This window comes from Bradyrhizobium sp. S3.3.6 (assembly GCF_040546905.1).
In the GTDB taxonomy this organism is placed as follows: domain Bacteria; phylum Pseudomonadota; class Alphaproteobacteria; order Rhizobiales; family Xanthobacteraceae; genus Bradyrhizobium; species Bradyrhizobium cytisi.
In genome coordinates this window covers 115,801-129,030 of record NZ_JBEPOT010000001.1, presented here as the reverse complement: position 1 = coordinate 129,030, position 13,230 = coordinate 115,801, and the positions used below count along the sequence as shown (strand labels likewise).

Annotated in this window: 12 protein-coding genes; 3 read left to right on the top strand and 9 right to left on the bottom strand. The window is 60.9% G+C overall.

All coding sequences use genetic code 11. The features are described from left to right. Positions 1 to 17: 17 nt before the first annotated feature. The 5 genes from ABID59_RS00590 to ABID59_RS00570 are packed head-to-tail and all read right to left on the bottom strand — an operon-like array spanning position 18 to position 5,336. Positions 18 to 2,219 carry a molybdopterin cofactor-binding domain-containing protein gene (locus ABID59_RS00590; RefSeq protein WP_354082099.1) on the bottom strand — a complete coding sequence of 734 codons (2,202 nt, stop codon included), beginning with the start codon at positions 2,217 to 2,219 and terminating at the stop codon, positions 18 to 20. A 12-nt stretch (positions 2,220 to 2,231) separates the two neighbouring features. After that, complete coding sequence (locus ABID59_RS00585; RefSeq protein WP_354082565.1) at positions 2,232 to 3,212, bottom strand: FAD binding domain-containing protein; 981 nt, start codon at positions 3,210 to 3,212, stop codon at positions 2,232 to 2,234. After that, a complete protein-coding gene (locus ABID59_RS00580) occupies positions 3,209 to 3,859 on the bottom strand; it encodes a 2Fe-2S iron-sulfur cluster-binding protein (RefSeq protein ID WP_354082098.1) in 651 nt (216 codons plus the stop codon). The genes ABID59_RS00585 and ABID59_RS00580 overlap by 4 nt, the downstream gene beginning before the upstream one ends. A 56-nt stretch (positions 3,860 to 3,915) precedes the next feature. After that, the gene (locus ABID59_RS00575; RefSeq protein WP_354082097.1) at positions 3,916 to 4,323 is read right to left on the bottom strand and encodes a cupin domain-containing protein; all 408 of its coding nucleotides are present in this window, start codon (positions 4,321 to 4,323) and stop codon (positions 3,916 to 3,918) included. Then, a complete protein-coding gene (locus tag ABID59_RS00570; RefSeq protein ID WP_354082096.1) occupies positions 4,320 to 5,336 on the bottom strand; it encodes an aldo/keto reductase in 1,017 nt (338 codons plus the stop codon). The genes ABID59_RS00575 and ABID59_RS00570 overlap by 4 nt, the downstream gene beginning before the upstream one ends. Before the next feature lie 430 nt (positions 5,337 to 5,766). Between ABID59_RS00570 and ABID59_RS00565 the strand changes: the two genes are divergently transcribed. After that, positions 5,767 to 6,069 carry a hypothetical protein gene (locus ABID59_RS00565; RefSeq protein ID WP_354082095.1) on the top strand — a complete coding sequence of 101 codons (303 nt, stop codon included), beginning with the start codon at positions 5,767 to 5,769 and terminating at the stop codon, positions 6,067 to 6,069. 316 nt (positions 6,070 to 6,385) lie between these two features. Here ABID59_RS00565 and ABID59_RS00560 read toward each other — a convergent pair whose 3' ends face one another. Both ABID59_RS00560 and ABID59_RS00555 read right to left on the bottom strand, forming a co-directional pair. Beyond that, positions 6,386 to 6,631: a hypothetical protein gene (locus ABID59_RS00560; protein WP_354082094.1), complete on the bottom strand. Its 246-nt coding sequence runs from the start codon at positions 6,629 to 6,631 to the stop codon at positions 6,386 to 6,388. A 348-nt stretch (positions 6,632 to 6,979) separates the two neighbouring features. Further along, positions 6,980 to 8,029, bottom strand: coding sequence for an NAD(P)-dependent oxidoreductase (locus tag ABID59_RS00555; RefSeq protein WP_354082093.1), 1,050 nt, complete (start codon positions 8,027 to 8,029; stop codon positions 6,980 to 6,982). 275 nt (positions 8,030 to 8,304) lie between these two features. Between ABID59_RS00555 and ABID59_RS00550 the strand changes: the two genes are divergently transcribed. Next, complete coding sequence (locus tag ABID59_RS00550; RefSeq protein ID WP_354082564.1) at positions 8,305 to 8,985, top strand: response regulator transcription factor; 681 nt, start codon at positions 8,305 to 8,307, stop codon at positions 8,983 to 8,985. Between the two features lie 60 nt (positions 8,986 to 9,045). Next, positions 9,046 to 10,431, top strand: coding sequence for a sensor histidine kinase (locus ABID59_RS00545; RefSeq protein ID WP_354082092.1), 1,386 nt, complete (start codon positions 9,046 to 9,048; stop codon positions 10,429 to 10,431). Between the two features lie 191 nt (positions 10,432 to 10,622). Here ABID59_RS00545 and ABID59_RS00540 read toward each other — a convergent pair whose 3' ends face one another. Next, positions 10,623 to 10,994 carry a hypothetical protein gene (locus ABID59_RS00540; protein ID WP_354082091.1) on the bottom strand — a complete coding sequence of 124 codons (372 nt, stop codon included), beginning with the start codon at positions 10,992 to 10,994 and terminating at the stop codon, positions 10,623 to 10,625. Positions 10,995 to 11,281: 287 nt separating this feature from the next. Beyond that, positions 11,282 to 12,217 carry a winged helix-turn-helix domain-containing protein gene (locus ABID59_RS00535; protein ID WP_354082090.1) on the bottom strand — a complete coding sequence of 312 codons (936 nt, stop codon included), beginning with the start codon at positions 12,215 to 12,217 and terminating at the stop codon, positions 11,282 to 11,284. Positions 12,218 to 13,230 lie beyond the last annotated feature (1,013 nt).

The window sequence follows — 13,230 nt, the reverse complement described above, 5'->3', positions numbered from 1 at the left end:
TAAGGCGTGGCAAATGCTCACGCCTGCTTCGGCAAGCTGGCGAGCACCTTGTCAAGCGTGATCGGATAGTTCCTGATCCGAGCGCCGCACGCGTTATAGATCGCGTTGGCGATCGCGGCTCCGGCGCCGCAGATTCCGAGCTCACCGATTCCCTTGCTCTTGAGCGGATTGGATCGCTCGTCCAGCTCGGGAACGAACACCGCCTCCAGGCTGGCGGGAATATCTGCGTGGACCGGCACGTGATACTCGGCCAAGTCGTGGTTGACGAAATAACCAAAGCGGGGATCGAGCACGAGATCTTCGTGCAGGGCTGCGCCCACACCGAATACCATTCCGCCAATGGCTTGCGATCGCGCTGTCTTCGCGTTCAAGACGCGACCCGCTGCAAACACTCCGAGCATTCGCCGCAAGCGCACTTCTCCGGTGTCCTGGTCAACGCCGACCTCGGCAAAATGGGCGCCGTAGGACTGCTGAGAGAAGTCCTGGTTGTTGCGGCCCGGCTTGATCTCGCCACCGGCTTCAACTCCCGTCCCGACAAGTTCCGACAGGCTCACAGAACGCTCCCCCGTTGCAATGTGGTCGTCGCCAAAACGTGCTGTATTGGGGTCCATGCCGGCGAGTCCCGCCAGTTTCGCGCGCAAGACCTGGCATGCTTCGAACAGTGCCGATCCAGAGCTCGCTGCGCCGTACGAACCGCCTGAGCCGGCCGCCTCCGGAAAAATCGTATCGCCGAGATCGACGCGCACTCGTTCTATTGGCAAACCCAGCATTTCGGCGGCGATTTGTGCCAGGATCGTGTAAGTCCCGGTGCCGATATCGGTCATCGCCATTCTCACCGTAGCTATGCCGTCAGGATCAAGCCGCACATTGGCTCTCGAGAACCGGAGGGGATTGCCCCGGGTTGCCGCTGACATCCCTATTCCGACCAGCCATCGTCCATCGCGAACCTGGCCGGGCGTCGAATTGCGCTTGTGCCAACCGAACCGACGGGCGCCCTCCTGCATGCAGGCAACCAGGTGACGACTGGAGTACGGGATGTGCCTTTCGGGATCGTCGGCAGGCTCATTCCGGATCCGAAGCTCGATCGGATCGAGCTTCAGTCTGTCGGCAAGCTCATCCATGGCGCACTCCAGCGCCATCAATCCGACGGCCTCGCCGGGCGCGCGCATCGAGGATGCGACAGGGATATCGAGCTGCACCAGGCGATGCCGCGTGAGCCGATTGGGGCCGGCGTACAGTGAGCGGGTCTGCAGCGCGGCAGCCTCGTAGACCTGTTCTGACGGCAAGTTGCCCGAGAAAACGTCGTGACCGATTGCGGCAATCCGGCCGTCGCGATCGGTGCCAAGGCGGATACGCTGGATGGTGTCCGAGCGATGGGTCGTCACATGGAAGATCTGCTGCCTCGTGAGAGCAACCTTGACGGGCCGCTTGAGGTATCGTGAAGCGATTGCGGCGAGAATGGAATCGGCGTTCACCCACAGCTTCCCGCCGAAGCCGCCGCCGATGAAGGGGCTGATCAGGCGCACGTTTGCGAGGGGGATATTCAATGTCCTTGCGATGACCCGCTGGCCCTGGCTTAGCATCTGGTTCGCCGTATGCAGGATCAACTTGTCGCCGTCCCACCTCGCGAGTGTCGCATGCGGCTCCATCATCGCGTGGCTTTGCAACGGCGTGCCATAGGCCACATCCATCTGCACGGGAGCGTTGGCGTAGGCCTCCGAGAAGTTTCCAACCTCGCTGTCCGCCGGCGCACCGTCCGCCTGGTGTGGAACGCGAGCCTGAGCAAGATGATGAGGCAGGGCATAATGTCCCGTCTCCCGATCGTACTTGACGTCGACCAGATAGGCAGCGGCCCTCGCCTGTTCGAACGTCTCGGCGACCACAAACGCGACCGGTTCGCCGTAGTGGGACACGACAGGACCCGTGAGCACAGGATGCGCTTCACGATGATTGCCGGCGCCCTGTTCGGGAACGTTGCGATAGGTCAGGACGAGCTTGACACCGGGCGATCGCTCGGCCGCGAGGGTCTCAATCGAGGCGATCCCGCCCTTTGCGATCGAAGCTTCAACGACGAACCCGTAGAATGCGTCCTGTTGCATCTCGTAGGCATAGCGTGCGCCGCCGGTGACCTTTAATCGTCCATCGATGCGATCAACCGGTTTTCCGACAATCTTCTCGGCATCCAGCGCGTTCGCCCCAACAGGTCCATCCATTTCCATCTTGATGTTCTCTCAAATGCGGGTGATTTCACAGAGTACGGCATGCAGGGTGCGGCGGGTCAGCAGGATCTTGAAATCATTCGAGCCATATCCACGCGCGCCCTCGAGAACCGCGTCCGCGGCCGCATCGAACGAATTAGTGGTGGCAGCTGTATTCATGAGACTTTGCTCGGCGGCGGCGACGCGCCACGGCTTGGGAGCGAGACCGCCGAAAGCGAGGCGCGCCGAGCGGATTCGACCGTGCACGCTGTCGACGATGGCTGCCACCGAAACCAGCGCAAAAGCGTAGGACGCGCGGTCGCGCACCTTTCGGTACACCTGAACGCCTGGAAGTGGTGGGGGCAATGTGACAGCCGTGACGATCTCGCCGGAGTTCAGCGCCGATTCGATTTCCGGCGTTCGGCCCGGGAGCTTGTGGAAATCGGCGATCGGAATAGTGCGGGCTTTTCCTTCACGATCGATCGCCTCGACGTTTGCGTCGAGTGCGCGCATCGCAACTGCCATATCAGACGGATGCGTCGCGATGCAGGCCTCGCTCCCACCCAGGATCGCGTGGATACGGTTGAAGCCGGCGAGTGCCGAACAGCCTGAGCCAGGTACGCGCTTGTTGCAGGGCTTTGTGACGTCGTAAAAATAGTAGCAGCGCGTCCGCTGCAGCAGATTGCCTGCCGTGGTCGCCTTGTTCCGCAGTTGGGCGCTCGCACCTGCCAGCAGGGCACGGCTTAGCACCTCGTAGTGCTGCCGCACCCGCGGATCTGCCGCGAGGTCGCTATTGCGGACCAACGCGCCGATACGCAAGCCGCCTTCCGAGGTCTCCTCGATTTTGTCGAGCGGCAGCCGGTTGACGTCGACCAGGGCCGATGGTGTCTCCACCTGCAACTTCATGAGATCGAGCAGGTTGGTGCCTCCCGCAATGATCTTGACGCCGGGATTGGTTGTGGCACTAGCCGCATCCGCGACCGATCGTGCGCGCTGATAGGAGAAGGCTTTCATATCTGTTCTCCCAATGCCTGCTTGATTGCCGCGACGATGTTCGGGTAGGCCGCGCAACGGCAGATATTACCGCTCATCCGCTCACGAATTTCATCGTCGCTCAACTTTGCTGCCGGTCGCGTCAAATCCGCGGTCACATAGCTCGGCATGCCTCCGCGGCTTTCGGCCAGCATGCCCACTGCCGAGCAGATCTGCCCCGAGGTGCAATAGCCGCACTGAAACCCGTCGTGCTCGACAAACGCCGCTTGCATGGGATGCAGATCTTGGCCAAAGGCGAGCCCCTCAATCGTGGTGATCGAGTGGCCATCATGCATCGCTGCGAGCGTAAGGCACGAATTAATGCGGCGTCCTTCGACCAGAACGGTGCAGGCACCGCACTGGCCGTGATCGCATCCCTTCTTCGAGCCGGTGAGCGCCAGATGCTCACGCAACGCGTCCAGCAGGGTTGTACGAGGATCGAGCGTAAGATGGTGCAGATTGCCGTTCACCCGAAGGTCGATGGAGACCTGGGATAGTTCCGCCTGATCGCTCCCGGCAGCAAGCGCGCCACGTGGAAGGCTACTTAACACGAGCGCGGTGGCGCCGGTCTCGATGAGCGTACGGCGCGTCACTTCCAGGGTAGGAAACTTTGATTGTGTATCTTCCATATCTGTTCCCTAGTGTTTCAGGGCAAATCAAGGATGTCGGAGCAGCCTCACACGGCTCATGACCAGAACGCGTCGGGTAGATTGACAACAATGGGCACGGGCGTGCTGCGCACCACGACCCACCGGAAGGGTAGGAGTTGGGAGGGATTGATCTCCATGTGCGGAAGAAAAGCAGGAACATGAATGAAGTCTCCCGCCTTTGCGCGCGCAGAGAACTCGCCCTTGTCGCCCCACTGCACCTCGCAACGTCCTGACAGAACAAATGCGATCGTGTCCTGTTCGCCGTGGTGGTGGATTCCAGTACGTGCACCCGGCTCGACTTCGAAGAGGCCGCCCCAGATTGCCGAAGTGATGCCCAGCGACGGTCCGATCGCGGCGAAACGATGGGAGCCCGATGTCTGAGCGGTCGTCGTGTCGAACCGATCCCGGCTCACGATCTGGATTGCGGATCGTAGGACCATCATGCCGCCTCCCGATGCGGAGGCGCCATGAATTCGGGGCCCACCGGGTCCCTAATCGTCTCCAAAAGAATTCGGTCGATTTCGGCCATGGCGGCATCGTCGATGCGCCAGCCGAGCACGTCAGTAATGGGCGCGAGTTGTTCCGCGCGCCGGGCACCCCACAATGCAATATCGCTCTCGCCACGATCCAGGACCCAGCGTACTGCCAGATGGATCACTCCCCTGTCGAACCGTTCGCGTGCGAACCGATCGAGCCGCCCAACAGCGTTGAGATATTGCTGGAAGCGTGGTGATTGAAACTTGGGGTCGCTCTTCCGCAGGTCGTCGCCGGTGAAGCTCGTCGACGTGGACATGCTGCCGGATAGCAGGCCTCGGCACAGCGAGCCGTAGGCGAGCAGCGCGATCTTGTTCTCCTGGCAATAGGGGAGGACGTCCTGCTCGATTGCACGCTCGAACAGGTTATAGGGCGGTTGAGCCGTGTGAAGTGGCGCGACCTTGCGGAATTCATCCATTTGCTCGGGGCTGAAATTGCTGACGCCGACGGCCCGAATTTTGCCGTCGCGGTGCAGCGTGCGGATCGCCTCGGCAGTTTCGGCCATCGGCGTTAGGGGATCGGGCCAGTGAACCTGATACAGATCGATGACATCCGTCCGGAGCCGTCGCAAAGAGCTCTCGGCTTCCTCGATGATTCGGGTCTTGCGCGCGTTGCGAAACGGTTGATCGTTTTTCCAGTCGAGCCCGGCCTTTGTGGCAATGATGGCGTCCCAGCGCCGACCGTTGGTAAGGGCCTTTCCGACGATTTCTTCTGAGCGGCCGAATCCATAGACCGGGGCTGTATCGATGAGATTGATTCCGCGATCGAGCGCTTCCTGGATCGTCCTGATGGCATCGCTTTCGTCGGTTCCGCCCCACATCCAGCCACCGATCGCCCAAGTCCCGAGCGCAATACGGGACGCGCGGATGGATGTGCCGGGAATGTCGATGTATTCCATGGTCTGTTTCGGGGCGATCTTCATTGTTTACTCCTGTGTGGTCGACGCCTGATTGCATCGGACGGCGCGCGGGGATGATCGCGCGAACCAGTCTCGGTGCTTTGATCGGACGCTGTCTCTCTCTGAAACTCGCGGCTGCCATTCAGAGCCGGCGTTGGGTGAACGAGCTTGATAGGTCCGAGGTATCGCCGCTATTGAATTGGACTTCAGAGTCGTCACTATGAATTGACGTTCTCGATCGGGCCCGCCATCGGTCTGGAAGACGCGAACGGATCCAGACCGAACGCGAGGAACTGCAGGTGGGCTAACTGCAGCTCAGCGGCAGCGGCTGATCGGGATGCATCGCGTACCAATCGTAACAGTCGGGCTCACCGTAGTAGTACCCGTATCCGGGCCGGTATCTGCCGTAGTGATTCATGGCGTGGTCGTGGATACCCGTGCCATACGGATGGGAATGATCGGCAAGGCCGAGATGATCACCCCCGATGGGACGCATGTCGCCACGCATTGCCATGCCGCCCACATGAACGCCCCCGCCGATGCCGCCGATGTGTGCGCCACCTCCGAAACCGCCCATGTGTCCGCCCCCACCGAATCCTCCGCCGTGGCCGCCACCGCCGAAACCGCCGCCGTGACCGCCGCCACCTCCGCCGCCTCCGCCCCGCGCATCCGCTGCGCCGACAGCCAATGCGGAGGCAAGAGCGGCCGTGGCCAGGATCATCATCACTCGTTTCATCAGAACACTCCTTGTATTTGATTTTATCGGCCGGCGCGGCATCCGTACGTGGCTGCGGGCCAGGCTTTCGTGATGCCTGATAGAGTAGGGATGCTCGACAGCGGCGCCGTTCAAATTGCCATCACAAGGGCCGGAGCAGTGTCTGCTCGCCGCAAGTTGAGGAATTTCGAGACCATAGAGGCGCCCAGTTGTTGCTCACTGCCGTAGACAACAAACAATAGAAAAACGGGCTGGAACGGAATCCAGCCCGTTTTTTGTCTGTGCGCTGATCGACAAACGGTCACAAGAGCCAAGGCGCAAGAAGAGCAGTCGATTCAGCCGAACCGCAATAAGCAGACTAGAACGCGCCCGTGCCCGGTTCGCAGGGGACGTTATTGCCGGTCCACGGTGCCGTCGCAAATGCGCCGACGCGCGGCGGCTGAACGCAGGCACGGTCACCCGAATAGAACGGCGCTTCTGGTGCGGCGGCGTTGGCTTCCATGGCGGCCCGCCGGGAGGCGACGCCGCTTTCGCGGGCCATGGCCGGCGTTGCGAGCATTGCGACCGCGATGAGTCCAGTCGAGAGCAGTTTGAGATTCGTCATTTGAGCTTCTCCGTTGAAAATAGCGGGCCAGGTCAAGGGATGGCCCGTCTCAGCAGATGCGGTGGATCACGGATCAGCCAAACGCACGAAAGGTTCACGCGGCTTCAATGGCGCGTGAGTGAGAACTGGGAGAAGCGGGACCATTCTGTCTCAGTGCGCGCGCAATCGCGTCTGTGAACGTCGGTTGCAAGGCTGTGTAAGTTTGTGTTTTGGAGACGCCAAGTGACTGCGCAAACCGCTTCACGGTCGCAGTTCGCAAACGGTGCAGAGAGGCCTGCGTGCGGCGCTCCGTTGGGTGCCCGGCGTTCTTGAGCGTTGAGGCGCGTCCTACCTCGTTGCACGACCGGTCTAAAGTCCCGCTTCCTCCGAAGCCACCAATCCGAGCGCCGTCCAGTCGAGCCCACCGTGGCCACGCGCGATTCCCGTGATCAGGCGGTCGCGAACGACACCCACCGATGGCATTGGAGCGCCGGCCAGCTCTGCCTCGGCCAGCGCCAGGCGGACGTCCTTGAGGGCCAGCGGCATCGTCAATCCCGGCTTATAGCTGCCAGCAATGAGCCGGCTGCCGTAGTTTTTGTGGACGCGACTGTCGAACATCGTGCCAGTCATGAGATCCACAAATTGCTGAGGGTCTTGTCCGCACTTGCGCAGAACAGTCACGATTTCTCCGAGGACCTCGAGAGCTGTCGCCGTCATCATGTTGCCGAGCAGCTTGACCAGATTGGCCTGTGCGGGGTCCGTCCCGATGACGAAGGTCTGCCCTAGCGAATCCGTCACCGACCGGCAACGTTCACAGGACGTCGGCTTGCCTGCCACGATCACGGCCAGCTGGCGCGCTCTGGCGGCGTCGGGGTTTCCGAACACGGGGGCTGCAACGTACGCTTGCCCGTGACGCTCGTGCTCGAGCAGGAGCGCTGTCGAGGCCCCTGTGCTGATGGTGCTCATTGACAGATGGATCACCCCGGGCCGTAACGACTCTGCGATCCCGCGTGGTCCAAAGAAGATATCTCGCACGGCAGCGTCATCGGGCAACATGGTGATGATGATGTCGCTGTCGAACAAGTCCGGCCGATGAGTTGTGGCCGAAACGCCGACCGCCCGGAGGTCGTTGATGCGTTCCCGCCGGCGTACATAAGCGCATACGTTGCGACCGTCGGCCGCGAGATTGGCCGCCATGGCCGTACCCATCAGGCCGAGCCCGATGAATCCGATTTTGGAGGACATCCGCGAATCCACCTGCGGATTGCCATTCGTGTTCCGTTCGTCGACGTCATCCAGCATGGCGGCTCGCTCTCCTGATCGCGTACCCGGGAACGTAGGCAGCCGGCCGAAGATGTCGTCTAAAATCGATTTCAGTGTTGCGGGATACGAGGCGGCGAAGCCGCGCGGCGCGACCATGCGCTGGGTGGTCCCCAATCCGCTAAGCCCGTTAAATTGCTATTTAATGGCGCCGCGTCGGCGAAGAGTTTATGTCGTTCCTCGAGGGCCCTGCCGCGCTTTTTGTCAAGGCGGCGTGCTAGTCCGAAGCGGGCGGCGCTAAGCCAATTCGTTGGGTAGCGCGGTCCGGCCCATTCCCAGTCGGCTATTTGGACGTGCCTATGACTTTGCCAACGAGCGAGCATATGATTTCCCGCCGGCCGGCCGGGCACTTTGGCACACTTGAGATCGAGCTGATGATGAAGGTTCTACTGATCGAGGACGACGCCGGAACGGCCGAGGAGATCGTGGCCGAGCTGAGCGAGCTTGGGTTTGAGGTCGAGTGGGCCTCAAACGGAATTGAAGGCCTCGACAAAGCCCGAACGCTACATCCCGATGTCCTGATCGTCGATCGCATGCTGCCCGGCATGGACGGGCTTACAATCATCGAGGCGCTACGGAAGGAGCAGGTCAGCACTCCGGTCCTGGTGCTGAGCGCGCTCGGCGCCGTCGACGATCGGGTGCGAGGCTTGCGAAGCGGCGGAGACGATTACCTGACAAAGCCTTTCGCAGTCGTGGAGCTCATAGCAAGAATAGAAGCCCTGCTTCGTCGTCCCACGGACAGCCGTGGGACGACCTTGCGGGTCGGTCCTCTTGAACTCGATTTGATCGAGCGTACCGCGTGGCGCGGCGAGCGAAAGATCGATTTGTTGCCACGCGAATTCCGCCTCCTCGAATACATGATGCGGCGAAGTGACCAGTTGCTGACCCGTGCAATGTTGCTCGAAGAGGTCTGGAACTACAAGTTCGTCCCGGCCACAACCAATCTGGTCGATGTGCATATGGGCCGGCTGCGACATAAGGTCGACGGCGCTGGGGAACCGCAGTTGATTCACAATGTTCGGGGCTCCGGGTTTATTCTGCGACCCCAGCAATAGGCGCTGGCAGCGCAGTTGCATGGCGATCGAATGAGGTACGAACACCAACCGGCGGGATCGATGCGCCAGCTTCAATTGATACGCTCGAACACCTTCCGCTGGGCCTCGGCGGTGGCCGCTGTCTTCGCCCTGTTCATGATCGTGGTGTTCGGCTTCATCTACTGGAAGATCGACGGCTACCTAATTGCGCGATCCGATCGCATGATCGCTCAACAGCTCAATTTCATGGCAACGCTGCCGCGGGATCGCCGCGCCGATGCAATCTCGGATCACCTTGGCCAGGATTCCCGCGGCGTTCAATATGCGGGATTGTTCGATCCTGCCGGCAATCGGCTCGCCGGCAACCTCAAAGAGCTGCCACGGGACTTCACCGTCGGTGGAGCGGCACAGGCCGTGAGGGTAGCGCCGGTTGGCCAACCGTCAGGTGGCGATCCACTGATTCGGGCGATAGGCCGGCGCCTGGAAAACGGCGATGTCCTCGTGTTAGGGCGAAACGTCGACGAGACCCGCGAGATATCGAGCGTCGTCGGGCAAGCTCTCGCGCTCGGGCTCTTGCCGGCGCTCTGCCTTTGCTTACTGGCCGGAGCCTGGCTGAGCGTGCGCGCGCAACGGCGGGTGGAAGAGGTAAACCAGCGCGTTCAGCGCATCATCGCGGGCGACCTCCGCGAGCGCCTTCCGCATCATAACGTCAATGATCCGTTCTCCAGACTGGCCGTGATTGTGAACAGCATGCTCGATGAAATGGAAACAATGATCAACGCGCTCGCTGGCGTTGGCAACGATATTGCGCACGATCTACGAACGCCGTTGACCCGCGCCCGATTGTCCCTGGAGCGCGGGCGTACACATGCAACCACCCTGGAGCAGCTTCAGAGCGTCACGGACAAGGCGATCGGAGGCATTGATCAGTCGCTCGCGATCGTCACCGCTCTCCTGCGACTGACGGAGATTGAGAACAGCCGGCGTTCGGCAGGGTTCGGCAATGTTGCGCTTCATGAAATCTTACGAGAGGTATGTGACGTCTACGAGCCGATCGCCGAGGACAAGAGTATCAAGCTTGGTGTGGATATCGACTGCAAGCTGCACGTTTGGGGTGACCGGGATCTTCTCTTCGAAGCCGTGGCGAATCTCGTCGACAACGCGATCAAGTTCACGCCGGCAGGCGGGAAGATCGGCCTGGAGCTTTTGCGGGGTGACAAGGAAACAATCGTGCGCGTGACCGACACGGGGCCGGGAATCGGCGAACAGGAGCGTGAAGCCGTGCTGCGGCGGTTCTACCGTTCTGACAAGATGCGCAACACGCCGGGTGTCGGGCTCGGACTTAGCCTGGTGGCGGCCATCATCAAGCTGCACGGCTTCCGGCTGGTCATCCATCCCGGCTCTGGAGGGCGGATCGAGATCGTCTGTTTTGACAAGGCAAATGGACCGAATTCGTCGCAGAGATGATTGATGCAACGGGCAGATGCGGCGCTACCGCCCAGCTTTGTCGAAAATCAAGTCTGATTGGGACGCGCCGCTCAGTCGGCCAATCATGATCGTGCCGTGGTTCAGCGCCTGGTGACAGGAGTTGCAGGCGTCGCTGAGCTCGTCATAGGCCTTGCCAAAATCGGCGTCGTCCCTCCGGTCGATCGCAACCTTCAGGTCCCCGAGCGGCTTTTGGATAACTGACCGATCATGTCGGGGAACGGAGTGCCCTCTTCCACTGGATGCGCGCGTCCGAGTCGGCCGAAGGCACCGCGGAGATTGCCTAGCTCGTAGGCGGCAAAATTCCAATCGCCGGTCTGTTCGGCTCGCCATATCCGCTCGTGCCTGGGTTGAATTGTGCCGATCATCATGTCGCTGATGCTCGGCAGGTACATTGTCGGTTGCGCGGAGGATGCGCCTGTCGCGCCGGCATGAGCGCCGGGCGGGCTCACAAAGACGGTTGTCAGCGGGATCACAATGGCAGCCGACAGCAGGCCAAGCGCCAGCGAGCTCTTCGAGATGGCAGAAAACGGACCGAATTTCATCGCGGCTGTTCCGAACGGGCAGGCCGATTGAAAGTGGGTCGGGGCCGGCACCATTTTTGGCCGGGAAACCCGCTCTGTTCGGACCTACCTGCCTCTTAGGTGCTGGCCTCTGGCGAGTGGCCGCTAACGAACTTCCCGTGGGTCATGTGTATGGCGTGATTTCAAAGCTCGCGCCGGCAGCGGCGAGGCTGTCAAGATATGGATCCACATCCAGGCGGTCATGAGGGGTAGGAGGATCATCTGCTCACCTCGCGGATTGTCATTGCTGAAGAACCAGAATTGGGCGTTCAAAGAGCTGAAGCCTTTCGCAATGGCACGATGCCATCGACAATTTGAAGGCTCTTCGAACTCGCAAGCTCGGTGGCTCCGTGGGCGGCGCTGGGCGCCTGGCGTGATTGTTCGCAATTGCACCGCCGTTGTTCCGCCCGAGAAGATTTGACTGACGGCGAGATCGCCGCACCGTCGGAAATGTTCACCGTCGAGTGTTGCGGAAATGGTGCCGCACTCAGAACAAAGCCGGCACCGCGCAGGTTCCGGATGAGAGGTGTCTCATTGGGGCCGTCCACCTTGCGCCGGAGCTTGCTCATGTAAACGTCGACGAGATTGGTCTCCGGCACGAATTTGTAGCTCCAAACCTCCGTCAAGAGAGTTGCCCGCGTAAGCAGCGTGTCGCAGCGTTGCATCAAGTACTTGAGCAGCTGAAACTCGCGCGGTCTCAGATCGATCCTGCGGTCGCCACGTTTCGCCGTGCGCTCAAGGAGGTCGAGCTCAAGCGGTCCCACTCGTAGCACGGTATCATTTAATGGCGGAGTGCGAGCCGAATGTTCCGCGCTCGATGCCGATCCACCGGTCGCGAGCGCCTGTCTCGAGGGGGCGTGATGTTGCAGCAGCGAGGCGCCCAACGTGTCAACCAGCTTCACGACAACAGCCGACAGTAGTGAATGAAGATCCGCCTCCTCGTCGGGAACAAAACGGGATTGTAATTCTGCGAGTATATCCGCGATGAGAAATCGTGCCGGCTCCGATAGGCCGTCGATATCCGTCGGAATCCCTTCGGCTTCATTCCGCAGCCTCGGCGCGGCCTGTGGGGTTGAGACAGAGTGACGATGTCGGCCTCGAGCACTTGGATAATGTCTCGACCTCGACTGCGTGAGGAACTCAACACCAGTGAGTGTCGTTTCCTCGCAGCCGGGCCGGCTGTGGATCGTGGCGTGAGTTCTCATGCGATGTCCTTTTCCGCCGCCCGTTGGCGGGCAAATTTTCACGAAACCGCTCCCTGACTTTCAAGTAACCGAATCGCGCTATTGCAGTGTTCTGCGTAGCAGTCGTGATTGCAGTAGGTGAGGTGCGTCCGGATTTCCCGCAGGTAGCCCGGGGAGATCGGCTTCTCGCACATCACGCAGACAGGCTGAGCGCAGGGCACTCGACCATTGACCAGAATGAATCTCATGTCGCGCCTCTCCACAGGATGAAGTGCTCTCAGGCCGCTCGAGGCCAGCACAACCACTTGCGGTCGGCCTCCTGACGGGCTTTGAGCCGCTCGACGCACCGCTTGGAACAAAGCGCAGTTTGCCAGCAATGGTGCCGGATCAGGCCAAATCGGCCATTGCAGATAGGGCAACGCTTGGCGGTGACGTCCTGACGATGTTGAGAGTTGCTGCGCATCTATGCCTCCTCTTCGTATCGCGTGGATGGTGGTTGCTCTGGTTCGTTCGCCGCTGGCTTTCGGTACGGGCGCTCGACTGATAGCGAGGCTAAGGGGAAACGAATGCCGCCTCAATCATGCGCGGGTAAGCGTCCGATATTCAAAAAGGGTCGGAAGAATTATACGCAGGGTTATGATGTCCTTCCCTTCCCGCCATCTGATGCGTGGCACGGTCGAGAGCACGCGCAAAAGGTTCGGGAGCCACCGGTCCGGCCATTCGCGACGAGCCAGCGGGAAGTGGGAAGAAAATCCGGGAGGCGCGCGCTAACAGCTCCGCCCAACCGGAAAAGAGGCGGACGGTTTCCCGCCGAGGGCCGGGGGAGGCGGCGTGAGACCGTCCGCTGGCAGACAGGCGATCCGCGCCAGGGAGGGAAACGCGGCCATGCTGCTCGCGCTGAGGCTAGGTTCGGCCAATCGGCATTTCAATTAAACGGAGGTTTAGCTGGGTTACCTCGCGGTTGGGGTGGATTGCCATCGCGATATCAACCTGGGTCGACGCCGAATTTCGCCGGACTCCTTCGCTGAAATGTA